Here is a 25,317-nt window from a genome sequence, read left to right as displayed (position 1 = left end):
ATGACCCTGCGCTACGGCATCATCGGCACCGGCATGATGGGCCACGAACACATCCGCAATATCGAGCTCCTGGACGATGCGCAGGTCGTAGCGCTGTCAGATCCCGACCGCGACATGCTCTATTCGGCGAAGAAGCAGGCGGGCGGCGAGGCCCGGACCTACTTCACTCATCAGGAGATGCTGGCGGCGGGCGGGCTGGATGCGCTGGTGATCGCCGCGCCCAACCACCTGCACCACCCGATCATGCTGGATGCGCTGGCGACCGACATCCCGATCCTCTGCGAAAAGCCGCTCGGCATCTCCACCCATGAATGCGAGGAGATCGCGGGACGCGCCGCCATCCGCAAGGCCCCGGTCTGGGTCGCGATGGAGTACCGCTACATGCCCCCCGTCGCCCGCCTGATCGAGGAGGTCGAGGGCGGCCGCGCGGGCTCGCTCAGGATGCTCTCGATCCGCGAGCACCGCTTCCCGTTCCTCGACAAGGTGAACCACTGGAACCGCTTCAACGCGCAGACCGGCGGCACGCTGGTAGAAAAGTGCTGCCACTTCTTCGACCTGATGCGGCTGATTTTGAAATCCGACCCGGTGCGGGTCTTTGCCTCGGGCGCCGGGGGCGTCGCCCACGCGGATGAGAAGATCGCGGGACGGGTGCCGGACATCCTCGACCACGCCTACGTCATCGTGGAATTTGCCAACAATTCCCGCGCGATGCTGGACCTCTGCATGTTCGCCGAGGGCTCCTATTGGCAGGAGGTGATCTCCGCCACCGGGGAGAAGGCGCGCATCGACGCAATGGTACCAGGCCCTGCGCGGTTCGCCCCGGGCGGGGTGGAACGCGCCTCCCGCCTCGTCATCTCCAACCGCGGGACGAAGCAGGAGGAGGTGCACGATATCCACGTGGAAAAGCGGGTGCTTGCGGCGGGCGATCACCACGGCTCCACCTTCTTTCAGCATGAGAAGTTCGCGCGGATGATCCGGGAGCAGGGCGCGCCGGAGGTCGGCGTGCGCGACGGTTTGCTCGCAGTTGCCGTGGGGGCCGCGGCAGAGGAATCGGTGCGCACTGGCCTGCCCGTCACCCTGCCCCGCATGGCCATGGAGGGCGCGGCCTGATGCCCGATATCGTCATCACCGAGTTCATGGACGAGGCGGCGGTCAACGATCTCTCCCGCGAGTTCGACGTGCTCTACGATCCAGGCCTCGTGGACCGGCCCGACGAGCTTGCCGCCATGCTGCCGGGCGCGCGTGCACTGATCGTGCGCAACCGGACGCAGGTGCGCGGCGAGCTCTTGGCAAGCGGCATCCGCTGCGTCGGGAGGCTAGGCGTCGGCCTCGACAATATCGACGTCGATGGCTGTGAGGCGCGGGGCATCCACGTCTATCCGGCCACCGGGGCCAACGACGCCTCCGTCGCGGAATACGTTATCGCAACGGCGATGATGCTGCTGCGCGGCGCCTATCACTCGACCGCTGAGGTCGCTGCCGGGACATGGCCCCGGCAGGCCCTGATCGGGCGGGAGGTCGGCGGACGCACCCTCGGCCTGATCGGCTACGGCTCCATTGCGCGGAAGACCGCGGCACGAGCGACAGCGCTAGGGATGCGGGTCATCGCCCACGATCCCTACGCGCAGGAGGCCGATGTCGAGCTGACGGATCTCTACGGGCTGCTGGGCCGGGCGGACGTGATCTCGCTGCACGTGCCGCTCACCTCCGATACGCGCCACCTGATCGATGAGGAGGCGTTGGCGCAGGTGCGCAAGGGCGCGGTGCTGGTGAACGCGGCCCGCGGGGGCGTCGTGGATGAGGAGGCGCTGGCCACGGCGCTGCGCACCGGCCGCCTCGCCGGAGCCGCCCTCGATGTGTTCGAGGATGAGCCTCTGGCCGGCGGCAGCGTGCTCGCGGACGTGCCCAACCTGATCCTGACGCCGCATATCGCGGGCGTGACGGAGGAGAGTAATGTCCGCGTCTCCGCCCTGATCGCGGAGCGCATCCGCGCGCATCTCACCGGTTAACCTTCCGGCAAGGTTTCGGAAACGGTTCGCTAACCTCCGCTGCGCTACTCCTGCCGTAACCCCGACGGCAGGAGAATCCGCCGATGGCCCTGCGCCTGTTTCTGACCCTGGCCTTTCTGGCCGCGCGCCCGCTCTGGGCCGATGCTGCGCTCTGCGATCATGCTGCGGCCACCGCGGCGCGGGCGCATGACGTCCCGCTCGACGTCATGCGAGCCATCACGCGGACGGAGACGGGCCGCCCGGTGGACGGTGCGCTGCAGCCCTGGCCCTGGACCGTGAACATGGAAGGGGCCGGCCACTGGTTCGACACGCGGGCCGAGGCTGTCGCATTCGCCCGACGCCACCACAATCGTGGCGCGCGCAGCTACGATGTCGGCTGCTTCCAGCTCAACTGGCGCTGGCATGGCGAGGCCTTCGCGTCCCTCGACCAGATGTTCGAGCCGCAAGCCAATGCCGACTACGCCGCGCGCTACCTGCGCCAGCACTACGAACGCTTCGGCAACTGGACCGAGGCCGCGGGCCGCTATCACTCCGGCACCCCCGTCCATGCGGAACGCTATGCGACCCGCTTCGACGACATCCGCGGCGGGCTCTCAGACGCGCCCCCGGCGCCGCCCGGACCACAGCGCACTGCGTCCCTCCTGCGCGCCGCAAACGGGCCTCTGCTAATCGCCGCCCGCGGCCCGCTCCTGGGGCGCTGAGATGTTCGCACAGCTCGACATCCGCCAGCTCTATCAACCGACGGTGCTGCTGACCGTCGCGCTGATGGCCGTCATCGTGATGATGATCCTGCCGATGCCGCCGGTGGTGCTCGACATGGGCCTCGCCGCGTCCTTCGGCCTCGCGATCCTGATCTTCACCAACACGCTCTTCATCAACCGCCCGCTCGATTTCTCGGCCTTCCCGACGATCCTGCTGGCGAGCCTGATGCTCCGCCTCTCGCTCAACGTCTCCTCCACCAAGCTGATCATTGGGGAGGGGCATACGGGCACAGGTGCTGCCGGCGGCGTGATCGAGGGCTTCGCCATGTTCATCATGGGCGGCTCGGTCTTTCTCGGCCTCGTCGTCTTCGGCGTTCTGATGATCGTGAATTTCATCGTGATCACGAAGGGCGCGGGCCGGATGGCAGAGGTCGGCGCCCGCTTCGCCCTCGACGGGATGCCGGGCAAGCAGCTCGCCATCGACAGCGACATGGCCGCAGGCGCGCTGAGCCATGCCGAAGCCAAGGAGCGGCGGCGAATCGAGCAGGAGGAGACGACGTTCTTCGGCTCCCTCGATGGCGCCTCGAAATTCGTGAAGGGCGACGCGATCGCGGGTCTGCTCATCACGCTTCTGAACCTGGTGATGGGCTTTTCCATCGGGCTGTTCGTACACGGGATGCCTGCAGGCCAAGCCATTGAAACCTATGCGATCCTGACAGTGGGCGACGGACTCGTCAGCCAGATCCCGGCCGTCATCATCTCCATCGCGACGGCCCTTCTGCTGTCGAAGGGCGGTCAGGCGGGCTCGGCGGACAAGGCGATCCTCGCGCAGCTCGGCGACTACCCGGTGGCGCTCGGCACGGTGGCCGCCCTGATGCTGATGTTCGCGCTGGTGCCCGGCCTGCCCATCCTGCCGTTCCTGCTGGGCGCGGCCCTCCTCGCCGGGGCCGCGTTCTACGCCCATCAGCACCGAAAGGCGGAGGAGGCGCGCAAGGCGGCCGAGGCGAAACAGCCCGCCGCCACGCCGAAGGAGCGCAACCTTGGTGACGTGCTCGACCTCGACGAGATCCATGTGAAGGTGGCACCCGACCTCGTGCCCGTCGCCATGGACGCCGCCGACGGGCTCGACGCGCGGATCGTCAACATGCGCAACCACATCGCGGAGCTCTATGGCCTCGTCATCCCGGAGATCCGGCTGACCGACGATCCGGGCCTCGATGCCGGCCACTACGCCATCCTGATCCAGGGCGTGGAGGTCGCGCGCAGCCAGGTCGAGCCCGGGCACCTCCTCATGCTGCTCGGCGACGAACGCGCCGCACTGCCACCGGGCCGCGACGTCTCCGAACCCGTCTACGGCGCGCCCGCCCGCTGGATCCCCCGCGATCAGCAGGAGGAGGCGAGCCGCGCCGGTCAGACCACCATCACGCCGGCGGAGGTCATCGCGACCCACCTCCTGGAGATGGTGAAGACCCATTTCGGCCGCCTCTTCACTCGGCGGGCACTGCGCAAGGTGCTCGACGCCTTCACCGCGCCCTCCGACGCGAGCCGGGCCGAGGCGAACCGCCGGATGCTCGACGAATACGTGCCGGATCGCGTGCCGCTGGAAGTACTCCAGACCGTCCTGCGCCTGCTGCTCGAAGAGCGCGTCTCGATCCGCAACCTGCCGCTGATCCTCGAGGCGCTCAGCGAGGCGGGCGCCCAGGCTACCCCGACGGAGATGCTGGTCGAGCATGTGCGCCACCGCCTCGGCTTTCAGCTCACCGCGGAGCTGCGCGAGGCCGACGGCACCCTGCCCTTCATCCAGCTCGAACCGGCGTGGGAGGAGACGTTCCGCACCCACCAGATCGAGGGCGAGGGCGCGCTGCCCGACATCGCGCTGCCGCCCGAGGACTTCAACCGCCTCGCCTCGACCGTCGCGACCCAGATCAACAAGGCGTCGGAGACCGGGCGCTATCCTGCCATCGTCACCGCGACACGGCGGCGACGCTTCGTCAGCACGGTGCTCGCGGCGAAGGGCATCCGCAATCCAGTCCTCTCCTATGACGAGATCGACCGTGGTGTGCGCCCCGCGCTGGTCGGCACCGCGTGAGCGAGCTGATCGCCGCCCTCGCGGAGGCCGCACCGCTCGCCGAGAGCGCGATCCTCACCTTCATGCTGGTCTTCGCCCGCGTCTCGGCCACCGCCGCACTGCTGCCGGGCTTCGGCTCACAGATGATCCCGGCGCGGATCAAGCTGGGCGTGGGCCTCTCCTTCGCCGCTATCGTGGCGCCCCTCGTCGATGTCGGCACCCTGCCCCGGGACCTCGCGAGCCTCGCCACCGCCATCGGGATCGAGATCGTGGCGGGCCTCGTGCTCGGCCTCTCGATCCGGCTGCTGGTGATGGCGCTGCAATTCGCCGGAGCGATCGCGGCGCAGGCGACCTCCATTGCGCAGATCATGGGGCCCGGCGCGATGCCTGATCCGCTCCCTGCCTTGGGGGCCCTGTTGACACTGGCAGGCATCACGCTCGCGTTGACGCTAGGGCTGCACTTGCGCGCGGCCGAGGCCATGGTGCTCAGCTATGACCTGATCCCGCCCGGCCGCCTGCCCGCCGCGGCCGACGTTGCGACCTGGGGCACCGCGCGGGTGGCGGAGACCTTCGCGCTTGGCCTGACGCTCGCCGCCCCCTTCGTGCTTGCAGCACTCGCCTACAACATCGCGCTCGGCGCCATCAACCGCGCGATGCCGCAGCTCATGGTCGCGTTCGTCGGCGCACCGGCGATCACCGGCGGCGCGCTCCTTTTGCTGCTCGTCGGCGGGCCGCTCATCATCACCACCTGGGCGGACGCGATGGCGCAGCTCCTCGCCGATCCGCTGGCGATCCGGCCATGAGCGAGCAGAACGATCAGGGCGAAAAGAGCCACGAGCCGACGCAAAAGCGGCTCGACACCGCACGCGAAGACGGAAACATCGCGCAGGCGCCGGACCTGACGGCAACCGCCGCCTATGCGGGCCTCTTCCTCGTCATCCTCGCCGCCGGTCCCGCGCTCGTCCGCGATGTCGGCGCCGCGCTCACCGCACCCATCGCCCATGCCGACGCGCCCGGCGAATGGCCGCGTATCGAGGCCTATGCCAAGGACGTCGCCTGGGGCCTCGCGCCGCTGTTCCTCGCTCCGGTGGCGGCGGTGCTCGCAGTCCTCGCGGCAACGCGCGCCGTCACCTTCGCGCCGAAAAAGATCGCCCCCGATCTCAGCCGGATCAGTCCGATTGCCGGGGCGAAGAACAAGTTCGGGCCCACCGGCCTCTTCGAATTCGCCAAGAGCTCCACCAAGCTCACCGTGATCAGCATCGCGGTCGGGCTCTGGTTCACCCTGCGCCTCGACCGGATCGTGGGGCTGAGCGCGGCCGAAGCGCCAAGCCTCCTCGTCGAGATCGGGCAGACAGTGCGCGTTCTGCTGATCGTCGTTCTCGGCATCACCGTGCCGCTCGCCGTGCTCGACATGCTCTGGCAGCGCTTCGACCACCGGCGCAAGCTGCGCATGAGCCATCAGGACCTGAAGGACGAGGCGAAGCAGGCGGAGGGCGATCCGCATGCGAAGTCCCAGCGCCGCCGCCGTGCGCAGGAGCTCGCGGGCAACCGGATGCTGCAGGACGTGCCGGACGCCGACGTGGTCATCGTGAACCCGATCCACATCGCGGTCGCGCTGAAATGGGATCGCGGCCGCGGTGGCGCCCCGGTCTGCGTCGCGAAGGGCCAGGGCGAGATCGCCGAGCGGATCCGCGAGCGCGCGGCAGAGCATGGCGTGCCGATCCACCGCGACATCGCCACCGCGCGCAGCCTGCACGCGACGGTCGAGATCGGCGCCGAGGTGCCGCGCGACACCTACCGCGCGGTGGCCGCCGCCATTCGATTCGCCGACCATGTGCGGAGGAAGGCGAAATGAGCCGGAAGGCGGATCTGACCGGCGTCGCGTCCGTGCTGGGCGCATTGCGGCTGCGGGCCGAGGGCCGACATGCCGAGCTGCGCCGTCGCATCGCGGCGCTGGAGGCGCGCCGGGCCGCCCTCCTGCTGCCCCCGGACGATGCAGACCCGTTCGCGCGCGCCCTGTGGGACCGATGGGCCGACGCGGCCCTGCGCGCCGTTGCGCGGGATCGGGCGCTGGCCGAGGCCGACCGGATCGAGGCGGCGGACGAGCTGCGCCGCGTCATCGCCCGCGAAATCGCGCTCGACACGCTGATGGAAGAGGAAGAAGCCGCCCGGACGCAGCGGCAGGCACGCCGCGCCGAGGAGGGTGGCGATCACATGTCCTGACGCGCCAGGTTGGTGATCAGGACGCCGCGCGCCGCAGAGCCGAGCTCCTCGCTCGCAGCCATATCGAGGCGCGTGCGCAGGTCGCGCATGCGCTGACCGTCCGTGAAAGCCCCGTCGAACCCGCCCGCATTGGCGTGGTCGAACAGCACCCGCAGGAAGGCGTCGCGCAGCCGCGGCTCGCGATCCATGACGGTTTGCGCCTGCGTCGCCTCGGTCTCCACCGACAGGGAGAGGGCGACGAGGCCCGTGATCTCACCGTCCTCCGTGAGCGGCACCACGAACTGGCTACCGAACTCGACGAAGGCGTAGGTGCCGTCGGGGGCGGCCTCCTCCTCGGGCACCGGCATGGGGGGCGGGCCGGAGGGACGCAGGGCGTAACCCGCCCCGCCCCCCGCAAGGGCGCCTACGACGATCAGGACGAGAACGAGGAGAAGGCGCATCGTGGTTTCCCGTCAGAAAGGCAGAACGCGTTCGAGGATCTGCTGGCCGTAGCGCGGCTGTTGCAGGTCCGTGATCTGACCCCGGCCGCCATAGATGACGCGGGCGCCGGCGATCTTGTCGTAGGTGATCTCGTTCCGGCGGGAGATGTCCTCGGGCCGGACGATGCCCGCGACCTGAAGGTCGCGCAGCTCGAAATTGACCCGAACCTCCTGGCTGCCGAAGACGACGAGATGCCCGTTCGGCAGCACGTCCACCACGGTGGCGGCGACGCGTAGCGTGATCTCCTCCTCCCGCCGGGTCGAGCCCGCGCCGGAGGTACCGGTGGACGAGTTCAGCCCTACACCCGGATTGACCGGGATCCCGCGCTCCGCAAGGTCTGCTGGCAGGCCGAAGAGATCGGGGATCGACAGCGCCTCGTCGGCGGAGCGAGAGCGGTCCGTCGCATTGCTGATCTCCGCCTCCTCGTCGATCTCGATCACGACGGTGAGGATGTCGCCCAGCGTCCGCGCGCGTCGATCGCCGAAGAGCGAGCTGGGCCCGGAGCGCCAGAGCGAGGCACCGGAATAGGTAGGCTCGGCCGGCACGGCGGCGCGTGCGAGCGCCAGCCTCTCGGCCGAGACGGCGGCGACGATCTCCGCGTCGGGGCGGTCGACCGGCGTCATCTCGGGCGGGCTGCCGATGGGGCTCGTCGCGCAGCCCGCCAGCAGAAGCAGTGCCAGGACCGTCCTCAACGGCTCACCTCCACCCGGCCCGAGGGCATGACCTCGCCCCAGACGGTGAGGCGGGAGGCGAGGTTCATGACCCGCACCCGGTCACCGACGCGGGCCCGGTCGAGCACCCGGCCTTCGGTGACGATGGCAAGGCCGCCGCTCGCGAACTGCATCTCCACCACGTCGTTGCGGTTGATGACGGCTGGCTCCGCGAGATCGGTGATCAGGATCGGGCGGCCGGGATAGAGCGTCACGCGCGCCTCCTGCCCTACGGCCTGCTCGATCGAGGTGATGCCGCCCGGCACGCTTTCGGCGGCCTGGATGACGTCCTCGTAACGGATGACGGTCTCCGCCCGGATCGCGCGGATCGGCTGCACGCTCTGGGCCATGGCGGGAAAGGCCACGAGCGCCGCAAGGAAGATGAGAGAGCGCATATGGATCACCGGATCTGCGTGGTGGCGCCGAGCATCTGGTCGGCAGCCGTGATGACCTTGGCGTTGAGCTCGTAGCCTCGCTGCGCCTCGATCAGTTCGGTCATCTCGCGCACCGCATCGACGGAGCTGTCTTCGAGATAGCCCTGGCGGAACGTGCCGCGGCCATCCTCACCCGGCGCGCCGACCGTGGGCGTGCCGGAGGCCTCGGTCTCCGCAAAGAGGTTGCCGCCCAGCGCCTCCAACCCCTTGTCGTTGGGGAAGTCGGCGAGGGTGATCTGGCCCATGAGCTGCGGCTGGATCTGGTCGTCGAAATAGGCGTAGACCTCGCCTTCCGCATTGATGCTGATGGCGCGCGTCTCCTCCGGAATGGTGATGTCAGGCACCACCGGATAGCCGTCGGAGGTCACGACCTGCCCCTCCGCCGAGCGCTTGAGCGCGCCGTCGCGGGTGTAGGCCGCCTGCCCGTTCGGCAGTTCGATCTCGATGTAGCCGAGCCCCTCGATCGCAAGGTCGAGATCGCCGCCCGTCGCGCGCAGCGGCCCCTGCTCCACGTTCATCGTGACGGCCGCCGCCCGCACGCCGAGGCCCAGTTGCACGCCCGTCGGCAGCATCGTGCCGTCGGCGGCGTTGATCGTCCCGGCCCGCGCAAGCTGTTGATAATGCAGGTCCGCGAACTCCGCCCGACGGGCGTTGTAGGCGGTCGTGGACATGTTCGCGAGATTGTTGGAGATGACCTCCACCCGCATCTGCTGGGCATCCATGCCCGTTGCGGCGATCGACAGGGCTCTCATGGCTGGTTCTCCTTACCGGGGGGGCTCGCCGAGCGTGCGGATGACGGAGCGGATGCGGTCGTCCTCCCGCTCCTGTAGGCTCTGGCTGAATTCGTAGGCGCGCTGCACCTCGATCATGCGGGTCATTTCGGCGACGGGGACGACATTGGATTGCTCCAGCGCGCCCTGGACCATCCGGCCCTCGAGCACGGGCTGGAACGGCTGGTCGGAGCGGAAGTGAACACCGTCCTCCCGCTCGAAGCTGGCACCGGGCGCAGACTCGAAGAGGCCGAGCTGCGCGATCGGCACGCCGCCCGCGGTCATCGTCCCGTCCGCACCGATGGCGATGTCGGCAGCGTCGGGCGGCAGGACGACCGGAACGCCTGCGGCATCGAGCAGGCGCGCGCCGAGCGGCGTGACGACCTCGCCTTCCGCGTTGGTCATGAAGGAGCCCGCGCGGGTCAGGCGCGGCTCGCCGCCCCGCTCGACCTGGAAGTACCCCTCCCCATCCACCGCGATATCGAGTGGGGCACCGGTCATTCGGTGCCCGCCGGGCGTATCGCTCTGGAAGCGGGTGCGCATCGCGCTCATCGACACGCTGTCGCCCGACGGGGTCGCGTTCACGAACTCGGAGAACACGCCCTGCTCCTGCCGGTAGCCGATGGTCGACATGTTGGCGAGGTTGTTGGCGATCATGCTGAGCTCCCGCTCCAGCGCGGTCTGCCGGCTCAGCGCCACCTGTGTGGTTACGTCCATCGCCCGCCTCCTAGGATCCGACGATGGAGGGCAGGATCTGCCCTTCCCACAGGGTGAGCAGCATGCGGCCCGAATAGTCCATGCTGATCCAGAAGACGACGAGGATCGCGCCGAGCTTCGGCACGAAGGTCAGCGTCATCTCCTGGACGGAGGTCAGCGCCTGCAACAGACCCACGGCGAGGCCCACGACCAGCGCGGCCGTCAGGATCGGCAGTGAGACCACGAGCGAGGTCCACAGCCCCTCGCGCAGCAGGTCCATCAGCGCGGCATCGGTCATACCGGCATCCTCAGGATCTCGTTATAGGCCTCGACGACCCGGTCACGGACGGTCACGGCCGTCTCGACGGCGAGCTCGGTCGCGGCCAGCGCCTCGACCATCGCATGCGGATCGACGCCGCCGGTCAGCGCGCCCTTCGCGGCACTCTCCCCGGCCTCCAGCGTCTCCATGAAGCTTCCCGCGGCGCGGGCGACCGGGCCGGGTTCGCCGCCTCCCGTCGGGGCAGCGGCGGTGCGTGCGTCGGTATAGGCACGGCTGGCAAGCGTGGATGTCAGTTCCATGTCGGTCCCTTTCTATCGGCGCAGAAGATCGAGGAGTGAGGAGGCCATGGAGCGCGCCTGGTCGAACATGCGCAGGTTCGCCTCGTAGCTGCGCTGGGCCTCGCGGGCGTCGGCGATCTCGACCATCAGGTTGACGTTCGAGCCGTCGTAGTAACCATCGGTGTCCGCCATCGGATGGCCCGGCGCGTGGATGCGCTCCAGCGCGCGGTCGCTCGCGTCGACGCCCTGCGTCTGGACGCGGCGGATACCGTCATTGCCCATCACCTCGGCAAAGCGCGTGGTCTTGCTGCGGTAGCCCGGCGTATCGGCGTTCGCGATGTTTTCGGAGCTGATGCGCAGCCGTGCGGTCTGCGCCTGCATTCCGCTGGCGGCGCTGCCCATGGCCTGGAGGAAATCGCTCATGTCATGTCCTTCCTATCGCTGCCGGCCGAGGCCGAGCCGCAGGATGTCGATCGACTTGCGGTAGAGGGTGAGGGCGAGGTCGTGCTGACGGCGCGCGGCATCCGCGCGCATCATCTGATCCTCGATCGCGACGGTGTTTCCGTCGAGCGACTCGGTACCGGGCAGCGCCGCTTCGACGACCTCGGTTCCGGCGGCGAGCGCGCGTGCACCTTGATGTCCGGTTCGCGTCGCCTTCGCTTCGAACGGGCTCCCTGCACGAGCCATCGCATCGGCGAAGGGCGTGAGGTCCCGCGCGCGGTAACCCGGCGTGTCGGCCTGCGCGACGTTCTGCGCGATGACGGATTGGCGGGCCACGGCGTGGCGCGCCGCCTCGCCCGCGAGCTTCATCAGTGACGTTTCGGTGTTCATCAGGGCTTCTCCCGTCCGATCTCAACTCCGGCTTAACCTCGCAGGGGTGAACAAAGGGTAAGCGCCGGACAAAAGGAGGCCCCGCGATGCCCATTTCCCTTGCAGACCTAACGGATCAGGTGCGCGACACCCCGCGTTTGGTGCAGTTCGGACGGGTGTTGACCGTGGCGGCGGAGCGAATCACAGCGCTTGGTCTGGACCGGACGGTGGAGCTCGGGACGCTGGTCGGATGGGAGGGCGGCCGAGGTGAGGTCGTAGCTCTCGAGGATGGCGCCGCCATCATCAGCCCCCATGGCAACGTCGCTGGCCTGCGGCCCGGCATGCCGTTGCGACCCCTGCCCGATCCCGGGCGCGCGCCTCATGACGGCTGGCTCGGCCGCGTTGTGGATGCCTTCGGACAACCGCTCGACGGCGCACCGCTCGCGCCGGGCGTTCCGCGAGAAGATCAGGGGGCACCGCATCCCCTCTCGCGCCGCGCGCTCGGGTTCCGCCTCGACACCGGCGTTCCCGCGCTCGACACGATGCTGCCGCTGGTGCGGGGGCAGCGCATGGGCCTCTTCGCGGGATCAGGGGTCGGCAAGTCGCGCCTGCTCCTCGATCTCGCCCGAAACGTTCAGGCCGACGTGGTCATCTTCGCTCTTCTGGGTGAGCGGGGTCGCGACCTGAAGATCATGCTGGACGAAGGCCTCGCACCGGTTCGGGACCGCAGCGTCGCCGTGGTCGCCAGCTCCGACCGCCCCGCCCTCGAACGCCGACGCGCGCTCGAAACCGCTCTGCGCGCCGCCGAGCATTTCCGGGACCGCGGAGCCCACGTCCTGTTGCTGGTCGACTCCCTGACCCGCTTCGCCGAAGCCCACCGCGAGGTCGCGCTGGCCTCCGGGGAAGCCGCCAGCCTGCGTGGCCATCCCCCCTCGACCCCACATCGCCTCGCAAGCCTGGTCGAACGGATGGGACCCGGCATCGGATCCGCCGGGGACATCACGGCTGTCATGACGGCCCTCGTCGCCGGCTCCGATATGGAAGAGCCCGTCGCGGACATGGTCCGAGGCCTTCTCGACGGCCACATCGTCCTCGACCGCGACATCGCCGAACGTGGGCGGTTCCCCGCGATCGACGTCGAAACCTCCGTCTCCCGCGCACTGCCGGACGCCGCAACGCCCGAGGAGAACATCCTGATCCGCGAGGTCCGACACCTGATGGCCCGCGCCGCCGAGGTCGAACCCCTCCGCCGCGCTGGTCTCTACGAGGCGGGAACCGACCCCGAGCGCGACCGCGCAGTGGCCCTCTCACCCGTCCTCGACACCTTCTTCGGCCGCCGCGACCTTAAAAGCGCCGAAAGCTCGTTCCAAGCTCTTGCAGCGATCGTCGCAAAGAGGAGCTAACATCACAGACAACGGTTGCTACCGAAGCAGACGACGACCGAACAAGAAGACCGAAGCCCTGACGATTTCGTGCCGAGGCGAATCGATCGTTCAGGAGATCCGATGTGAAGGGTATTGCGGCATGAGGTGCCATATCGGTAGATCACTAGCTGAGCGCAATGCTTCACCCGGTTGCGGCGACATCCCCTAAACCTTCACGACCGCCCCCGCCGCTGTGCGGCCAGATGTCGAAAAACAGCAAATAGCCAAGAGATCCGACGCTAGGGCAATAGCCGCGCTGTGAACCGATTTTGCGACCCCGTGGATTGCAAAGGGGCAAGAGGTTGAAAGAGCCCGACAAGAGGGCTCTGCACAGCCGACTGATCCACGGACCGCACTGCGAAGAAGCGTTCGATCAGGCGGTCGACCTTGCCGGGATCCGTGAACTGATCGACGCCACGATCGCCAAAAACGGCCAGAGCACGCTCTTCGAAAACATCACGCTGCCGTTCGATATCGAGCTGCGCCACCTGACCCGGCAGGTTGAGCGCCGCCTCGAAAACCGTGCGAAGGGGAGTCGATCCCATGACCCGGAACCAGCCCGCCGTGCTGGCACTCGGGGAAGCTGCAATGGCACCGATATCGCGTTTCAACTCCAAGGCCAGTCGAAAATCGGTGTTCTGCTCTCCAACGGCGACTTCGAACTCGCGCACCTTGTACTGCTCGGCAATTGCTTCGGCGAAACCCGGTAAACCGGTTCTTGCGCCCCCCGGGTCGCCAAAGCCGAAGGCGGCGGAGAACTCGCGGTAGCGCGGGTCTACGAGTTTCCGCGCGAGCGCATCGGGCGATCCGGTCCCCTCCTCGAGAATGCGGCGCAGGAAGAAGCGCTTGTCAACTTCGTCGCCGAGCCCGAACGCGCCGAGGGCCACCCGCAACAGACGATAATCGCCAACCAGTTCTTCCGCCGACTGAATGTCGGCAATTCGCTCGCGAAAGTAGCCAAGCTCCCGCTCAACGAGCGGTCCCGCCGCAAAGCGGTTCTGCTGGTCCGCCAGCGAACGCTCCAGGAAGCGGAAGCCCGCGATGCCATCCAGTGGGAGTAGCGGTTGCATCAGCTCGGCGCCATCAGTCGCTCTTCGACTGGCAGAAGGCGGCGGAGGGTGCGCATGGTCTGGTAGACGCGTCCCTCGCGCAGATGCTCGGCAGCCTCGTCGATCAGAAGCCGCCCTTCGCCGTCGGCGAAGACGTGGGAGAGCTGCGCAATGCCTTTGCTGAGCTGAGAATGCGCATCCTCCGCATCCGCTTCGCCCGCGAGGAACAGCTGGGCGACATAGCATACCCGCGACACCGGCGTCGTTGCCTCCTCCGGATGGATGGCGTCGCGCAACCGAAGCACGTTTGCGTCTCGCGTCAGAATGTGGAGCCGCGTGCGGCGATCCCCGTTCTCGATCACGACGCCGTTGATAAGAAGGCGCTCGGACGGACGAAGTTTCAGAACGAGACCTGACATCATGCCACCTGTCGTTCGGATGAGAGGCCGCGCATGATCGCACGGTTGACGTCAATGAGCGGTGCCGCCTCCGCTTCGTCGCGCAGGACTTGCGCAGTGTGGGTCTGGACGAAGCCTGCGAGCGCGATCAGACGCAGGCGCACATCCTCCGGCAACCGGTTCCCGTCACTGACGAGGTCCCGTGCGAGGGCGAGCCAGAGCCGGCAGTTGTCGTGCAGCGCGCCGGCAAGCTGTGGATAGTCTTCGGCACCTCCGGTCCGGGGCGCGTCCAGACGCGCCGTGACCCGAGCGAAAGCATCGTATTCGGCCGTCCGCGGCGTGATCGTGCCGGTACGGGCCGCTCCATAGGCGCGGCGGGCCTGTTGGGCGTGGTTCATCACCCTCTCCTTCAAGGCTGGTCGTTCGGTCCGAGGGATCCGGGTCGCGGGAAGCGGCCCGGATCAGATCTCGGATCAGCGGAACAGCGCGAGGATGTTCTGCGGCGCCTGGTTGGCGATCGAGAGCGACTGGATGCCGAGCTGCTGCTGCACCTGAAGCGCCTGCAGACGGGCCGACGCCTCCTCCATATCCGCGTCGACCAATGCGCCTTTGCCGGTCGTCAGGGAGTCGGTGAGGCTCTGGACAAAGCTCTGCTGCGTCTCGATCCGGCCCTGGACCGAACCAAAGGCGGCGGCGGCATCGATCGCGGTGTTGATGAGCGTCTCGATGTCCGTCAGGGCCTGCGCGGCGCCTTCCGTCGTCGTCACGTCCATCGCGCCGAGCTCGGTCAGCCCGCCCGCAGCGGTACCGCCCGTGAACTCCGCGATGCCGACATTAATGCTGTCGGTACCCTGCCCACCGCCAATGGCAATCGTCAGTTCGCCGGTCGTGGCGTTCTGCGAGGTGGTGATGAGGGTCAGGCTATTGTCCGTCAGATAGGTATCGATCTGCGCCTTGAGCGCGGTCGAGACATCGACTTCGGTCTCGGTCCCGTTCGCGACATAGGTGAAGGTCTGAACGCCGCCAGTGTCCGCCCCCGCGGCGCCGTTGCCGTCGAGCGTGATCTGGTAAGTCGCGCCTGCCTCCACTCCGCCTGCCGTGAAATCGACGATGGCGTTCGCAGGAGTGGCGTTCCCCGCCACTGCCGAGCCGGTCCGCGTGCCCGTCAGGAGCGAGCCCGCGGTCGTCGCCGTCGTGCCGACGACCTCGACAGCAGCCGACAGATCCGTCCGGCTCACCGAGATCGCGGAGGTCGACACCGTGCCGTCGCTGGCGCGGTCGAGCGAGGACAGGATCGAGATGTCCTGACCCGGCTGCAGCAGGTTGACCCCATTGAACTGGGCTGCACCGACGATGGAGTTCACCTGGTCGCGCAGGGCCACGATCTCGGTCTGGATCTTGGCCTTGTCGTTGCCGGACTCCTGCGCGGCCACGACCTGTGTCTTCACGTCGCCGAGCAGGTCCACAATGGACTCCGCGGCCTTCCGCGCCACAGCGACGGTGGAGTTGCCGAGCGACAGGTTCTCGGAGATCGCGCCGAACCCGTCGACGTCGCTCTGCATGACCTGGCTGATCGACCAGATCGCCGCGTTGTCTGCGGCGGAGCTGATTTTGAGACCGGTCGAGATCTCCGACTGGGTCTTGGACAGGCTCATGTTGATGTTGCGCAGGGTGTCCAGGGCCACCATGGCGCTGTTGTTCGTAAGAATGCTGGACATATCAGTCCTCCGGCGAGCGGTGCGTTCGACACCGCGTTTACGGTTCTGGCCGGACCACACGGTCCGACTGCGGTCGCCGTTCTGACGTGTACGGCGCCGGGCTTTGCCCTTCGCCGTGCCGATCTCGAAGATCGCGGAAACGTTTTGGCACCGTCGCCCCTAACAGGACGTAAAAGAAACGGTCGATCAGAGTTAACGGCGCAAGGAGAGGCCGGAGGGTTCACCCAACGCCGCCCGACGACCGTCGGGACCGTAGGCGAAACCGGCGTCACGAGAGCCTGCGCGGCTCTCCTCCAACCCCGCGCGCGCCGCCTCGATCAGCCGAAGGTTGCGCTCCAAGCGCCCCCGCACGACCGCCATCTGCTCGGCGTCGAGTGGGGCGAGCAGCGCCTCCACCCGCTCCAGCATTGGCGCGATATCATAGTGGCCGGAGAGCAGCGCGGCGCGTTGCCCATCCAGCATCCTGAGGATCCGTCCCAACCGGCGATCACGCATCCGTCCCCTCCCACAAGCTGTCGAAGATGTGACGCGCGAGCCCGATCCCGCCCGCATCGGCAAAGGCTTTCGCCTGCTCGCGAGCCAGCAGGGATGCAAACGCATCCTCGCCGGCGCCGCCTCCCATCGCGGCGCGCGCGCGCCCCATACCGGAATGCTGCAGCATCTCCGACAAGAACGCGGCCTCGAACTCCCGCGCGGTCTTTTCGAGCGCTGCCCGCCGGTCGAGAGACGCGGTGGCGGGCGGAGTGGCAACGACATCCATGGCATGCTCCGTCTGAGATGATTTGCGATCATCATGAGGGCGCTGGGTAAAGAAATCGTAAGACCTTCCAGGCATGACGAGGGCGAAGCAACGCGAGAAACCAATGCACGTCCTGCTCCAGATCCTTGGAATGGCTCCGACCAACCCGTCTGCCGCGCCTGCAGGCTTGCCGACGGAATCAGATGATCCGGGCGGGTTCACCGATCTCTTTGCCGAGCCATCGGGCGAGGCGACATCCGGTGACGTCGAAGAACACCTGCTCCCCGACACTCGCTCGGGAATGCGAATGCCTGAGATGACCGCCTTCCCGAACACGCTCGAGCTCCCTTCGTCCAAAAACTCGGCGGATGCAGAAGCTGAAGTCGCGACAGCGCCGCTAGTCGGCACCACTGCCCCCGCGCCGAATCAAACCGACCTCGGCATGACGGATATTGAGGTATCTGCACAAACCCCGATTATCTCCGACGCTGGCGAGATCGAGCCCGAACACACGCACAGACCGCAGGGTTTGAAGGGGGACACCGAACCAGCGCCTGTGCTCGATCCGAAACAGATCACCGCAACTTCTGCGGACGCGAATGAGGGCCAGATCCTGCTGCCCCAAACCGCGGCTGTAAATGCAGCCGCCGATGAGGCCGCGCCGAAGCCCGATCGCCTCGGGACGGCAGCGGTTCCACCGGAGAATGCGCCTCCAACTGCCCCAATGCCGAAGATCGTCCAGGCTCCGCATCAGCAGAGTAAAGCAGCGACCTCCCCTGATGTCAGCCAACGCGCGGAGGCAGCTGCCGAGGCCGAACCAACGGAAGGCGATCCGCCGCCGATCAAACGAACAGACAGCGCGCCGGCCGAAGCGCGTGAGCTTCAGCCGCGCACCGCAGCATCGCCAATCGCGTCCGCCATCGCGCCCAACGTGGCCGACACGCCGGACACTCCCGCCCCGCCGATCCCATCCGACCCAGTTGTCGAGACGAACACGTGGCGAACCGATCCGACCTCACGCGCGACGGCGGCACCCGCGGCTCCCATAGCGCACACGCAGCTCGCAGCAGAGATCGTGCGGCTGGCAGCCGACGGGCAGGTACGCACGGCGGAGCTCCGCCTCGACCCACCGGAACTTGGACGGCTGACCGTAACGCTCAGCTTTACCGAGGACGGGCTCTCCGCACTCATCGCCGCCGAGCGGAACGAGACGATGGACCTTCTCCGCCGCAATGCCGAGCACCTGGCCCGCGAGCTTTCCGCAGCCGGGTTCGAGGGCGCCGACCTGCAGTTCTCCGACCAGTCGGCAGGCTCCGACCAGACCACACCCGACCGCGAGGAGACCGGCACCTTCGCGTCTGTGACGACCGACGCCGAACCCACCCCGTTGCAGCGCCAGCCCGCCAGTGGCCTCGACCTCAGAGTGTAGGAGATCCCGATGGACGCCGTGACCTCGACGACGCAAACCCAGAGCCAAGCACCGGCTGCGAGCACCAACACCTCGTCCGTGACCGACTACGAAACGTTTCTGACGTTGCTCACAGCCCAGCTCCGCAACCAGAACCCGCTCAACCCTATGGAATCGACGGAGTTCGTGGCGCAGCTCGCCACCTTCACCTCGGTCGAGCAACAGATCCTCACCAATACCAAGCTCGACGGGCTGACCTCGGCTCTGAGAGAAAGCGACGTCTCCGCACTCGGCGGCTGGATCGGGCGGGAGGTCGCGGTCGAGGGGCCAATCCCCTTCAACGGCACGCCGGTTACACCGGAATTCGACGCCGATGCCCCGACGGGCGCGCGGCTCGTGGTGCGGGATGGCCTGGGTGAGATCGTCAGCGACCAGCCTTACGGCAGCGGTACTTGGACAGGAACGCTCAACAACGGCCTGCAGGCTTCACCCGGCACCTACAGCTTCGAGCTGCGCGGCCCCGCAGCACAGGGAGATCGCCTCATCGCGAATGGCTATGGTTTTGCTACGGTGGAGGAGGCGCGCTTTTCGCCCGATGGCAACAGCTTGCGGCTCTCCGACGGGCGCGACGTGCCGGCCAGCAGCGTCAGTGCGCTGCGGTAACGTCCGTCAGACGCGGAACACCCAGAAGCGATAGAGGATGTAGTTCAGTATCGGCAGCGTGAAGATCACGCAGGCCGCAGCACCCCAGTCCGGCCAGCCGAAGAACGGGGTCAGCTTCGTCGTCACGATGAAGGAGTAGACGACGCCGATGCCGATCACGACAAGGAACTTCGTCTGCTGCCCGGTGTCCCAGATCCGGCTCTGAAAGGTCCACTTCGTGTGCGCCACGTATTGCAGCGCCGTCGAGATCGAAAAGGCGATCCCATTGGATTCCCAGCGGGTCAGACCGAACTCGCGCAGCCCCAGGAACAGGCCCGCATAAGTCGCTGCGAGGCACACGCCGACCACGCCGAAACGCACAAGCCGCCAGAATTCGCGGCGCGTCAGCACGTGCAGGCGGCGTTTCTGGAAGGATGTCATGCTCACCTGTTCGGGACGGCGCGGAGCTTTTCCCATACGCGCCCCGCAGTCATCCGTCCAGCCACGCCGTTCAGACGAAACGGTTTACGTGGTTTTCCAGCCGCTCCTGCCGCCCTGACACGGGGCTCGGATTGACGCCGTCGCGCGCCACGCGGGCGGCGATGTCCTCCAGGCTCTCCTCGTGGAGCATGTGCTTCGCATCCGCACCTTCCCAACCGGCATAGCGATCGGTGAGCGCGGCCTCCAGGCCCCCTTCCTCCAGCATCGCCGCGGCAGCTTTCAGCCCGCGGGCGCAGACATCCATGCCGCCGACATGGGCCGCGATCAGATCCTCCGGATCGAGGGACTGGCGCCGCAGCTTCGCGTCGAAATTGGTGCCGCCGGTGCCGAACCCGCCCCCCTTCAGGATGTGGTAATAGGCCAGCGCGACCTCCGGCACGTTGTTCGGGAACTGGTCCGTGTCCCAGCCCGACTGGTAGTCGTTGCGGTTCATGTCGATCGAGCCGAAGGCCCCAAGCGCCTGCGCCAGCGCGATCTCGTGCTCGAAGGAATGCCCGGCGAGGATCGCGTGGCCCTGCTCGATGTTGAGCTTCACCTCGTTCTCCAACCCGTAACGCTTCAGGAAGCCGTAGCATGTGGCGACGTCGTAGTCGTACTGGTGCTTGGTCGGCTCCTGCGGCTTCGGCTCGATCAGGATCGTGCCTTCGAAGCCGATGCGGTGCTTGTGATCCACCACCTTCTCGATGAACTTCGCGAGGTGGTCGAGTTCGCGGCCCATATCCGTGTTGAGCAGCGTCTCATACCCCTCGCGCCCGCCCCAGAGCACGTAGTTCTCCCCGCCCAACCTGTGCGTGGCGTCGAGGCAGGTCTTCACCGTCGCGGCGGCGAAGGCGAACACGTCTGGATCCGGATTGGTCGCGGCCCCGGCCATGTAGCGGCGGTGGGAGAAGAGGTTGGCGGTGCCCCACAGCAGCTTCGGCCCGTCCTTCATCTTCTCTTCGAAGAGATCGACGATGGCCTCCAGATTGGCCGTGTTCTCGGCGAAATCCGCGCCCTCGGGCCGCACATCGGCGTCATGGAAGCAGAAGTAAGGCACGCCGAGGATGCGGAACATGTCGAAGGCCGCGTCCGCCTTTGCCCGCGCATGGTCCATCGTGTCACCGAACCAGGGTCGCTCGAAGGTGCGCCCGCCGAAGGGGTCGCCGCCCTCCCACGCGAAGTTGTGCCAGTAGCACACGGCGAAGCGCAGGTGCTCCTCCATCCGCTTGCCCATCACCACCTCGTCGGGATCGTAGTGGCGGAAGGCGAGCGGGTTGTTGCTGTCGGGTCCTTCGAAGGTCACGGGGGTGATGCCGTCGAAATAGCTCATGAGACGCTCCTGATGGCGGAATAGGCGGCGCGGTAACGGGCATGACCGGCGGCGAAGGCATCGGCCAGCGCCGGGTCGGGTTCGATGGATCGGGCGATGGTGGGTGGCGTGGCGATCTCGGCCCCCGCGCCTTCGGCGGCCATGAGGCCCAGCCGGGCTGCGCCGAAGGCTCCACCGAAATCACCCGCTTCGGGAACATCGAGGATCAGGCCGGTCGCGTTGGCAACGACCTGCAGCCAGTGGGACGAGAGCGAGCCGCCCCCCACCGCCGTGGCTCGCTCGAGCCGCGTTCCGGTCGCAGCAAGCGCATCGCGGCTGTCGGCGAAGGCGAAGGCGACGCCCTCCAGCACCGCGCGGGTCATGGCGTCGCGGTCGGCCGCGTGCTCCAGCCCGAGGAAGGCGCCGCGCACCCCGGCATCGTTGTGAGGCGTCCGCTCGCCGCCCAGATAGGGCAGGAACAACGTGCGGCCGGGTGCTACCACCTCGCAAAGCGCACCGGTCAGGTCGCGCGCGGTCGACCCCGCGACACCCGCATACCAGTTCAGCGCATCGGTCGCCGCGAGGATCACGCCCATCTGGTGCCACTTCCCCGGCAGCGCGTGACAGAACGTATGCACCGCACTGCCCGGATCGGGTGCGAAACTGTCATTGGCGGCGAACAGCACACCAGAGGTACCGAGCGACAGGAACGCCTGCCCCGCCTTCACAACGCCCATGCCCACGGCCGCGGCGGCGTTGTCCCCGGCACCGCCCGCGACCGGTGTTCCAGCCGTCAGCCCCCAGCGCTGCGCCAGTTCGGGCCGGGTGCCGCCGGACACCTCGGTGCCTTCCACGAGCCGCGGCATCTGCTCGCGCGTGAGCCCGGTCACGGCCAGCAGCCGATCGGCCCAGTCGCGGGCGGCGACATCGAGCCAGCTCGTTCCGGCGGCATCCGACATCTCGGCGACGTGCTCGCCGGTCAGCCAGAGGCGCAGGTAGTCCTTCGGCAGTAGCACCTTGGCGACTTTCGCGAACACCTCAGGCTCATGCGCCCGGACCCAGGCAAGCTTCGGCGCGGTGAAGCCGGGAAAGACGATGTTGCCCGTCAACTCGCGGAATACCGGATCGGCGTCCAGCGCCGCCGCTTCCTCCGCCGCGCGGGTGTCATTCCACAGGATGCAGGGCCGTAGCACGTCGTCGGAGGCATCGAGCAGCGTTGCCCCATGCATCTGCCCCGACAGCCCGATGCCGCGCACGGCGGACAGGTTATGCTCAGCCGCCAAAGCATCGAACACCGCCTCGGCCGCGCGCAGCCATTCCACCGGCGACTGCTCCGACCAGCCGGAGGCCGGCCGATCCACGCTCAAGGGTGCGGTCGCCTGGCCCGCGACCGCCTGGGTCTCGTCGACCAGCACCCCCTTCAGCGAGGAGGTGCCGAGGTCGAGCCCCAGATACATCAGGCCGCCCGGTGTTCGGGCTTCTTGCCGAGGATGATCATGCCGAGGACGTCGTCCTCGGTCACATCCTCGACCCGCTCGGTACCGACGAGCTGGCCGTTCTTCATCACGCTTACCCGGTCGCAGAGCTTGAAGACGTCCTGGATGTCGTGGGAGATCAGGAAGATGCCGATCCCCTGCTTCTTCAGCTCCTCGATCAGCTCCGCAACCATCTGCGTCTCGTGCACGCCGAGGGCCGCGGTGGGCTCATCCATGATCAGGATCTTCGCGTTGAAATAGACCGCGCGGGCGATGGCGACCGACTGGCGCTGACCGCCCGAGAGAGCACTCACAGGGGCCGCGAACTTTTTGAAGTTTGGGTTGAGCCGCGCCATGATCTTGCGCGTCTCCGCCTCCATCGCGTCGTCGTCCACCATGCCGAAGGCGTTGGTGATCTCGCGGCCCAGGAACAGGTTCGAGGCCGCGTCCAGATTGTCGGCGAGCGCCAGCGTCTGGTAGATCGTCTCGATGTTGTTGGCGCGCGCGTCGCGCGGGTTCTCGATTGTGACCTTCTGGCCGTTGACGAAGATCTCGCCCGCATCGGCACGGTAGGCACCCGACAGGATCTTGATCAGCGTCGACTTTCCTGCGCCGTTGTGGCCGAGCAGCCCGACGACCTCGCCGGGATGCAGGTCCACGCTCACATCATCGACCGCCTGCACACCGCCGAAGGCGATGGACATGTTGCGCATCTCGACGAGAGGGGTTCCGGTGTTCATGACTGTCACTCCCCTCAGAGGCCCGCGCGGCGGCGGTAGATGATGTCGACCCAGACGGCGAGCACGAGGACCGCGCCGACCACGATGTTCTGCAGCGGTGCATCGACGCCGACCATGGCCATGCCCGACTGAAGCGACTGCATGATGAGCGCGCCGAGGATCGCACCGTAGATCGTACCGATCCCGCCCGACAGCGCCGTGCCGCCGATCACCGCCGCCGCGATCACCCGCAGCTCATCCAGCGTGCCGATGTCGTTGGAGTGGTTGGTCAGGCGTGCCGAAGCGACCACCGCCGATAGCGCACAGAGCGCCCCCATGATGGCAAAGACCTTGACCGTCAGCAGCTTGGTGTTGATGCCCGAGAGCTCCGCGGCATCCGGGTTTCCGCCGGTGGCGAAGATGTAGCGCCCCAGCCGCGTACGCTGCGCAATCACCGTCATCACGATGGCGATCACGATCAGCAGCAGGACCGAGACCGGCAGGCCGTAGCCCTGCACCAGCCCCTCCGGCATCACCTCGCCGCGCGCCTCGAACATGCGCTCCAGCCGCCGCTCCGGTATGGAATAGCTGTTGAGGATAAAGATGAAGGCGAGGATTGCGAAGGCGAAGATGCCGCCGAGTGCAACCTCGGCCCCCATCGGCTTCACCGGGAAGCCGTGGGAGGACTTGCGCCGGCGCGAGGCGAACAGCATCGCAAGCGCCGCCGCCGTCAGGACCATCCCAATGATCCAGCTCCAGCTCTCCCCGAGCGTGCCATTAATGCCGCCGAAGATCTGGAAGGTGGAATCGAGCGGGCCGATTGTCTGCCCGTTCGTCATGTACCAGGCCACGTTGCGCCAGATCAGCAGACCGCCCAGCGTCACGATAAAGGCTGGAATGGCGAGATATCCCACCATCCAGCCTTGGAACGCCCCGATGGCTGTACCGACGATCAGCCCGCCGATCACGGCGAAGATCCAGATCATGGGCGAGCCGAGGCCGAAGATCTCCGGCAGGTACTGCGTCTGCAGCACCGCCATCGCCGCCGAGCAGGTGGCGAGCAGTGAGCCCACGCTCAGATCGATATGTCGGGTCACGATGATGAAGACCATGCCCGTGGCCATGATCGCCACACTCACCGTCTGGATCGTGAGGTTGAAGATGTTGCGCGGCGTCAGGAATCGCCCGTCGGTGAAGGCCGCAAAGCCCACCCAGATCACGAACAGCGCCGCGATCATCCCGATCAGCCGCATGTCGAGTTCGAGCGAGGCGAAGAAGCTCTTCGGCGTCTGCGGAACCGTGGTGGCACTGTCGCGGGTATCTGCGGGGCCAGTGTCGGTCATCATACTCGTATCCCTGTGGATCGGTACCGCTCCGGAAACCCTCCGGAGCCGCCCCCGCTCAACACGCGGGGCGAGAGGTCCCGGCCCGAAGGCCGGGACGGTTGTGCTGTCCGGCGATCAGCCGCAGACGTCGACGCTGCCCGCGGGCACGTTCTGGCAGAGCGCTTCCTGCGTGATCCAGCCTGCGTCCACCACCGTGGCGAGGTTGGCCGCGGTGACCGGAACCGGCTCCAGGAACTCGGCATACATCGTGGTGCCGCCCGGGGAGGTCCACTGCTCCACGCCTTCGATGTCGGCGAGGTCGGTGCCACCGGCGAGGGCGACCGCGATCTCACCGGCCGCGCGGCCGAGATCCCGCGCGTCCTTCCAGACGGAGACGGTCTGCGTGCCGAGCGCGACGCGGTTCAGCGCTGCGTGGTCGCCATCCTGGCCGGAGACCGGGATGCCCTCCATGCCCTGTGCCGTCAGCGCCGCGACCACACCGCCCGCGGTGCCGTCGTTGGAGGCGACGACCGCGTCGACCTCATTGGCCTGCGCGGTCAGGATCTGCTCCATGTTGCGCTGTGCGTTGGCGGGCAGCCAGCCATCGGTGTAGGCCTCGCCCACGATGGTGACGTTGCCCGCATCGATCGCCTCCTGCAGGATCTCCTGCTGACCGCCGCGCAGGAAGTCCGCGTTCGGGTCGGTCGGCGAGCCCTTGATCATCACGTAGTTGCCTTCGGGCTGTGCCTCGAGCACCGCGCGGGCCTGCATGCGGCCGACTTCCACGTTATCGAAGGTCAGGTAGAAGGCGCGCGGGTCCTCGATCAGGCGGTCATAGGCCACGACCGGGATGCCCTCGTCGGAGGCCTGCTGCACTGCCGGGCCGATGGCAGAGGCGTCCTGCGCGAGGATGATCAGCGCGTCCGCGCCCTGCGCGATCAGCGACTCAACGTCCGAGAGCTGCTTGGCCGAGGACGACTGCGCGTCGGCGGAGATGTACTCGGCACCGGCCGCTTCGAGCGCTGCCACGATGGCGGCCTCGTCGGTCTTCCAACGCTCTTCCTGGAAGTTCGACCAGCTCACGCCGACGGTGAGATCCTGGGCGAGCGAGGGGGTGGCGAAGCCTGCGGCGAGCACGACGGCAGCCGCGAGGGTCTTGTTGAAGTTCATGA

General features: G+C 67.5%; 31 protein-coding genes. 10 read left to right on the top strand and 21 right to left on the bottom strand.

Translation table 11 applies throughout. From position 1 onward, the window contains the following. The 7 genes from I0K15_RS15005 to I0K15_RS14975 all read left to right on the top strand — a co-directional run bounded on the left by I0K15_RS15005 (position 1) and on the right by I0K15_RS14975 (position 7,001). Positions 1-1,110, top strand: a complete 1,110-nt coding sequence (locus I0K15_RS15005) for a Gfo/Idh/MocA family protein (RefSeq protein ID WP_196102309.1) — start codon at positions 1-3, stop codon at positions 1,108-1,110. Continuing rightward, positions 1,110-2,009, top strand: coding sequence for a hydroxyacid dehydrogenase (locus I0K15_RS15000; RefSeq protein WP_196102308.1), 900 nt, complete (start codon positions 1,110-1,112; stop codon positions 2,007-2,009). Before I0K15_RS15005 ends, I0K15_RS15000 begins: the two co-directional genes overlap by 1 nt. Positions 2,010-2,092: 83 nt before the next feature. Next, positions 2,093-2,710 carry a lytic transglycosylase domain-containing protein gene (locus tag I0K15_RS14995; RefSeq protein ID WP_196102307.1) on the top strand — a complete coding sequence of 206 codons (618 nt, stop codon included), beginning with the start codon at positions 2,093-2,095 and terminating at the stop codon, positions 2,708-2,710. A gap of 1 nt (position 2,711) precedes the next feature. After that, positions 2,712-4,799: a flagellar biosynthesis protein FlhA gene (flhA, locus tag I0K15_RS14990; protein WP_196102306.1), complete on the top strand. Its 2,088-nt coding sequence runs from the start codon at positions 2,712-2,714 to the stop codon at positions 4,797-4,799. Continuing rightward, entirely contained in the window at positions 4,796-5,581 is a 786-nt protein-coding gene (locus I0K15_RS14985) for a flagellar biosynthetic protein FliR (RefSeq protein WP_230374141.1), read from the top strand. The genes flhA and I0K15_RS14985 overlap by 4 nt, the downstream gene beginning before the upstream one ends. Next, a complete protein-coding gene (locus I0K15_RS14980) occupies positions 5,578-6,633 on the top strand; it encodes an EscU/YscU/HrcU family type III secretion system export apparatus switch protein (RefSeq protein WP_196102305.1) in 1,056 nt (351 codons plus the stop codon). Before I0K15_RS14985 ends, I0K15_RS14980 begins: the two co-directional genes overlap by 4 nt. Beyond that, positions 6,630-7,001, top strand: coding sequence for a hypothetical protein (locus tag I0K15_RS14975; RefSeq protein WP_196102304.1), 372 nt, complete (start codon positions 6,630-6,632; stop codon positions 6,999-7,001). Before I0K15_RS14980 ends, I0K15_RS14975 begins: the two co-directional genes overlap by 4 nt. On the opposite strand, the gene I0K15_RS14970 is transcribed toward I0K15_RS14975, so the two are convergent. Genes I0K15_RS14970 through I0K15_RS14930 form a run of 9 tightly spaced genes read right to left on the bottom strand, consistent with a single transcriptional unit; the run spans position 6,989 to position 11,480 of the window. Continuing rightward, on the bottom strand, positions 6,989-7,441 hold the full coding sequence (locus I0K15_RS14970) for a flagellar basal body-associated FliL family protein (RefSeq protein ID WP_196102303.1): 453 nt from the start codon (positions 7,439-7,441) through the stop codon (positions 6,989-6,991). The two genes, I0K15_RS14975 and I0K15_RS14970, sit on opposite strands and share 13 nt — an antisense overlap. A 12-nt stretch (positions 7,442-7,453) precedes the next feature. Continuing rightward, positions 7,454-8,173, bottom strand: coding sequence for a flagellar basal body L-ring protein FlgH (flgH, locus tag I0K15_RS14965; protein WP_196102302.1), 720 nt, complete (start codon positions 8,171-8,173; stop codon positions 7,454-7,456). Beyond that, positions 8,170-8,586, bottom strand: a complete 417-nt coding sequence (gene flgA, locus I0K15_RS14960) for a flagellar basal body P-ring formation chaperone FlgA (protein WP_196102301.1) — start codon at positions 8,584-8,586, stop codon at positions 8,170-8,172. The genes flgH and flgA overlap by 4 nt, the downstream gene beginning before the upstream one ends. Positions 8,587-8,591: 5 nt before the next feature. Beyond that, the gene (gene flgG / locus I0K15_RS14955; protein WP_196102300.1) at positions 8,592-9,377 is read right to left on the bottom strand and encodes a flagellar basal-body rod protein FlgG; all 786 of its coding nucleotides are present in this window, start codon (positions 9,375-9,377) and stop codon (positions 8,592-8,594) included. Between the two features lie 12 nt (positions 9,378-9,389). Beyond that, the gene (locus I0K15_RS14950) at positions 9,390-10,112 is read right to left on the bottom strand and encodes a flagellar hook-basal body complex protein (protein WP_196102299.1); all 723 of its coding nucleotides are present in this window, start codon (positions 10,110-10,112) and stop codon (positions 9,390-9,392) included. A gap of 10 nt (positions 10,113-10,122) precedes the next feature. Further along, positions 10,123-10,389 (bottom strand): flagellar biosynthetic protein FliQ, encoded by a 267-nt coding sequence (locus I0K15_RS14945; RefSeq protein ID WP_196102298.1) that lies wholly within the window; start codon positions 10,387-10,389, stop codon positions 10,123-10,125. Continuing rightward, a complete protein-coding gene (gene fliE / locus I0K15_RS14940) occupies positions 10,386-10,670 on the bottom strand; it encodes a flagellar hook-basal body complex protein FliE (protein ID WP_196102297.1) in 285 nt (94 codons plus the stop codon). Before fliE ends, I0K15_RS14945 begins: the two co-directional genes overlap by 4 nt. 12 nt (positions 10,671-10,682) lie before the next feature. After that, positions 10,683-11,072 (bottom strand): flagellar basal body rod protein FlgC, encoded by a 390-nt coding sequence (gene flgC, locus I0K15_RS14935; RefSeq protein ID WP_196102296.1) that lies wholly within the window; start codon positions 11,070-11,072, stop codon positions 10,683-10,685. 12 nt (positions 11,073-11,084) lie between these two features. After that, on the bottom strand, positions 11,085-11,480 hold the full coding sequence (locus tag I0K15_RS14930; protein ID WP_196102295.1) for a hypothetical protein: 396 nt from the start codon (positions 11,478-11,480) through the stop codon (positions 11,085-11,087). A gap of 86 nt (positions 11,481-11,566) precedes the next feature. Here I0K15_RS14930 and I0K15_RS14925 point away from each other — a divergent pair, with 86 nt between their 5' ends. Beyond that, positions 11,567-12,862, top strand: a complete 1,296-nt coding sequence (locus I0K15_RS14925; protein WP_196102294.1) for a FliI/YscN family ATPase — start codon at positions 11,567-11,569, stop codon at positions 12,860-12,862. Between the two features lie 260 nt (positions 12,863-13,122). Here the strand turns inward: I0K15_RS14925 and I0K15_RS14920 are convergent, their stop codons facing one another. The 6 genes from I0K15_RS14920 to I0K15_RS14895 form a co-directional block, all read right to left on the bottom strand. Continuing rightward, entirely contained in the window at positions 13,123-13,953 is an 831-nt protein-coding gene (locus I0K15_RS14920; protein ID WP_196102293.1) for a DUF1217 domain-containing protein, read from the bottom strand. Beyond that, positions 13,953-14,351, bottom strand: a complete 399-nt coding sequence (flbT, locus tag I0K15_RS14915) for a flagellar biosynthesis repressor FlbT (protein WP_196102292.1) — start codon at positions 14,349-14,351, stop codon at positions 13,953-13,955. The genes I0K15_RS14920 and flbT overlap by 1 nt, the downstream gene beginning before the upstream one ends. After that, complete coding sequence (flaF, locus tag I0K15_RS14910) at positions 14,351-14,728, bottom strand: flagellar biosynthesis regulator FlaF (protein WP_196102291.1); 378 nt, start codon at positions 14,726-14,728, stop codon at positions 14,351-14,353. Before flaF ends, flbT begins: the two co-directional genes overlap by 1 nt. A gap of 75 nt (positions 14,729-14,803) precedes the next feature. After that, positions 14,804-16,048, bottom strand: coding sequence for a flagellin (locus I0K15_RS14905; protein ID WP_196102290.1), 1,245 nt, complete (start codon positions 16,046-16,048; stop codon positions 14,804-14,806). A gap of 192 nt (positions 16,049-16,240) precedes the next feature. Next, a complete protein-coding gene (locus I0K15_RS14900) occupies positions 16,241-16,543 on the bottom strand; it encodes a hypothetical protein (RefSeq protein WP_196102289.1) in 303 nt (100 codons plus the stop codon). Then, positions 16,536-16,808, bottom strand: a complete 273-nt coding sequence (locus tag I0K15_RS14895; protein WP_196102288.1) for a rod-binding protein — start codon at positions 16,806-16,808, stop codon at positions 16,536-16,538. Before I0K15_RS14895 ends, I0K15_RS14900 begins: the two co-directional genes overlap by 8 nt. 103 nt (positions 16,809-16,911) lie before the next feature. Here I0K15_RS14895 and I0K15_RS14890 point away from each other — a divergent pair, with 103 nt between their 5' ends. After that, complete coding sequence (locus I0K15_RS14890) at positions 16,912-18,216, top strand: flagellar hook-length control protein FliK (RefSeq protein WP_196102287.1); 1,305 nt, start codon at positions 16,912-16,914, stop codon at positions 18,214-18,216. Positions 18,217-18,225: 9 nt separating this feature from the next. Then, on the top strand, positions 18,226-18,858 hold the full coding sequence (locus I0K15_RS14885; RefSeq protein WP_196102286.1) for a flagellar hook capping FlgD N-terminal domain-containing protein: 633 nt from the start codon (positions 18,226-18,228) through the stop codon (positions 18,856-18,858). Positions 18,859-18,864: 6 nt separating this feature from the next. Here I0K15_RS14885 and I0K15_RS14880 read toward each other — a convergent pair whose 3' ends face one another. The 6 genes from I0K15_RS14880 to xylF form a co-directional block, all read right to left on the bottom strand. After that, a complete protein-coding gene (locus tag I0K15_RS14880; protein WP_196102285.1) occupies positions 18,865-19,278 on the bottom strand; it encodes a GtrA family protein in 414 nt (137 codons plus the stop codon). Between the two features lie 70 nt (positions 19,279-19,348). After that, a complete protein-coding gene (gene xylA, locus I0K15_RS14875) occupies positions 19,349-20,647 on the bottom strand; it encodes a xylose isomerase (RefSeq protein ID WP_196102284.1) in 1,299 nt (432 codons plus the stop codon). Continuing rightward, complete coding sequence (gene xylB / locus I0K15_RS14870) at positions 20,644-22,083, bottom strand: xylulokinase (RefSeq protein ID WP_196102283.1); 1,440 nt, start codon at positions 22,081-22,083, stop codon at positions 20,644-20,646. Before xylB ends, xylA begins: the two co-directional genes overlap by 4 nt. Next, on the bottom strand, positions 22,083-22,841 hold the full coding sequence (locus I0K15_RS14865; RefSeq protein ID WP_230374140.1) for an ATP-binding cassette domain-containing protein: 759 nt from the start codon (positions 22,839-22,841) through the stop codon (positions 22,083-22,085). The genes xylB and I0K15_RS14865 overlap by 1 nt, the downstream gene beginning before the upstream one ends. 14 nt (positions 22,842-22,855) lie before the next feature. After that, complete coding sequence (locus I0K15_RS14860) at positions 22,856-24,163, bottom strand: sugar ABC transporter permease (RefSeq protein WP_196102282.1); 1,308 nt, start codon at positions 24,161-24,163, stop codon at positions 22,856-22,858. Positions 24,164-24,280: 117 nt separating this feature from the next. Further along, positions 24,281-25,315, bottom strand: coding sequence for a D-xylose ABC transporter substrate-binding protein (gene xylF, locus I0K15_RS14855; protein ID WP_196102281.1), 1,035 nt, complete (start codon positions 25,313-25,315; stop codon positions 24,281-24,283). Positions 25,316-25,317 lie beyond the last annotated feature (2 nt).

This window comes from Pontivivens ytuae, from assembly GCF_015679265.1.
In the GTDB taxonomy this organism is placed as follows: domain Bacteria; phylum Pseudomonadota; class Alphaproteobacteria; order Rhodobacterales; family Rhodobacteraceae; genus Pontivivens; species Pontivivens ytuae.
This window is presented reverse-complemented; position numbering and strand designations above follow the sequence as displayed.

Excerpts from the sequence above, each read along its gene's own strand:
- I0K15_RS15005 (WP_196102309.1), top strand. The coding sequence starts at position 1 with ATGACCCTGCGCTACGGCATCATCGGCACCGGCATGATGGGCCACGAA.
- I0K15_RS15000 (WP_196102308.1), top strand. The coding sequence starts at position 1,110 with ATGCCCGATATCGTCATCACCGAGTTCATGGACGAGGCGGCGGTCAAC.
- I0K15_RS14995 (WP_196102307.1), top strand. The coding sequence starts at position 2,093 with ATGGCCCTGCGCCTGTTTCTGACCCTGGCCTTTCTGGCCGCGCGCCCG.
- flhA (WP_196102306.1), top strand. The coding sequence starts at position 2,712 with ATGTTCGCACAGCTCGACATCCGCCAGCTCTATCAACCGACGGTGCTG.
- I0K15_RS14980 (WP_196102305.1), top strand. The coding sequence starts at position 5,578 with ATGAGCGAGCAGAACGATCAGGGCGAAAAGAGCCACGAGCCGACGCAA.
- I0K15_RS14975 (WP_196102304.1), top strand. The coding sequence starts at position 6,630 with ATGAGCCGGAAGGCGGATCTGACCGGCGTCGCGTCCGTGCTGGGCGCA.
- I0K15_RS14970 (WP_196102303.1), bottom strand. The coding sequence starts at position 7,441 with ATGCGCCTTCTCCTCGTTCTCGTCCTGATCGTCGTAGGCGCCCTTGCG.
- flgA (WP_196102301.1), bottom strand. The coding sequence starts at position 8,586 with ATGCGCTCTCTCATCTTCCTTGCGGCGCTCGTGGCCTTTCCCGCCATG.
- flgG (WP_196102300.1), bottom strand. The coding sequence starts at position 9,377 with ATGAGAGCCCTGTCGATCGCCGCAACGGGCATGGATGCCCAGCAGATG.
- I0K15_RS14950 (WP_196102299.1), bottom strand. The coding sequence starts at position 10,112 with ATGGACGTAACCACACAGGTGGCGCTGAGCCGGCAGACCGCGCTGGAG.
- I0K15_RS14945 (WP_196102298.1), bottom strand. The coding sequence starts at position 10,389 with ATGACCGATGCCGCGCTGATGGACCTGCTGCGCGAGGGGCTGTGGACC.
- fliE (WP_196102297.1), bottom strand. The coding sequence starts at position 10,670 with ATGGAACTGACATCCACGCTTGCCAGCCGTGCCTATACCGACGCACGC.
- flgC (WP_196102296.1), bottom strand. The coding sequence starts at position 11,072 with ATGAGCGATTTCCTCCAGGCCATGGGCAGCGCCGCCAGCGGAATGCAG.
- I0K15_RS14930 (WP_196102295.1), bottom strand. The coding sequence starts at position 11,480 with ATGAACACCGAAACGTCACTGATGAAGCTCGCGGGCGAGGCGGCGCGC.
- I0K15_RS14925 (WP_196102294.1), top strand. The coding sequence starts at position 11,567 with ATGCCCATTTCCCTTGCAGACCTAACGGATCAGGTGCGCGACACCCCG.
- I0K15_RS14920 (WP_196102293.1), bottom strand. The coding sequence starts at position 13,953 with ATGCAACCGCTACTCCCACTGGATGGCATCGCGGGCTTCCGCTTCCTG.
- flbT (WP_196102292.1), bottom strand. The coding sequence starts at position 14,351 with ATGTCAGGTCTCGTTCTGAAACTTCGTCCGTCCGAGCGCCTTCTTATC.
- flaF (WP_196102291.1), bottom strand. The coding sequence starts at position 14,728 with ATGAACCACGCCCAACAGGCCCGCCGCGCCTATGGAGCGGCCCGTACC.
- I0K15_RS14905 (WP_196102290.1), bottom strand. The coding sequence starts at position 16,048 with ATGTCCAGCATTCTTACGAACAACAGCGCCATGGTGGCCCTGGACACC.
- I0K15_RS14900 (WP_196102289.1), bottom strand. The coding sequence starts at position 16,543 with ATGCGTGATCGCCGGTTGGGACGGATCCTCAGGATGCTGGATGGGCAA.
- I0K15_RS14895 (WP_196102288.1), bottom strand. The coding sequence starts at position 16,808 with ATGGATGTCGTTGCCACTCCGCCCGCCACCGCGTCTCTCGACCGGCGG.
- I0K15_RS14890 (WP_196102287.1), top strand. The coding sequence starts at position 16,912 with ATGCACGTCCTGCTCCAGATCCTTGGAATGGCTCCGACCAACCCGTCT.
- I0K15_RS14885 (WP_196102286.1), top strand. The coding sequence starts at position 18,226 with ATGGACGCCGTGACCTCGACGACGCAAACCCAGAGCCAAGCACCGGCT.
- I0K15_RS14880 (WP_196102285.1), bottom strand. The coding sequence starts at position 19,278 with ATGACATCCTTCCAGAAACGCCGCCTGCACGTGCTGACGCGCCGCGAA.
- xylA (WP_196102284.1), bottom strand. The coding sequence starts at position 20,647 with ATGAGCTATTTCGACGGCATCACCCCCGTGACCTTCGAAGGACCCGAC.
- xylB (WP_196102283.1), bottom strand. The coding sequence starts at position 22,083 with ATGTATCTGGGGCTCGACCTCGGCACCTCCTCGCTGAAGGGGGTGCTG.
- I0K15_RS14865 (WP_230374140.1), bottom strand. The coding sequence starts at position 22,841 with ATGAACACCGGAACCCCTCTCGTCGAGATGCGCAACATGTCCATCGCC.
- I0K15_RS14860 (WP_196102282.1), bottom strand. The coding sequence starts at position 24,163 with ATGACCGACACTGGCCCCGCAGATACCCGCGACAGTGCCACCACGGTT.
- xylF (WP_196102281.1), bottom strand. The coding sequence starts at position 25,315 with ATGAACTTCAACAAGACCCTCGCGGCTGCCGTCGTGCTCGCCGCAGGC.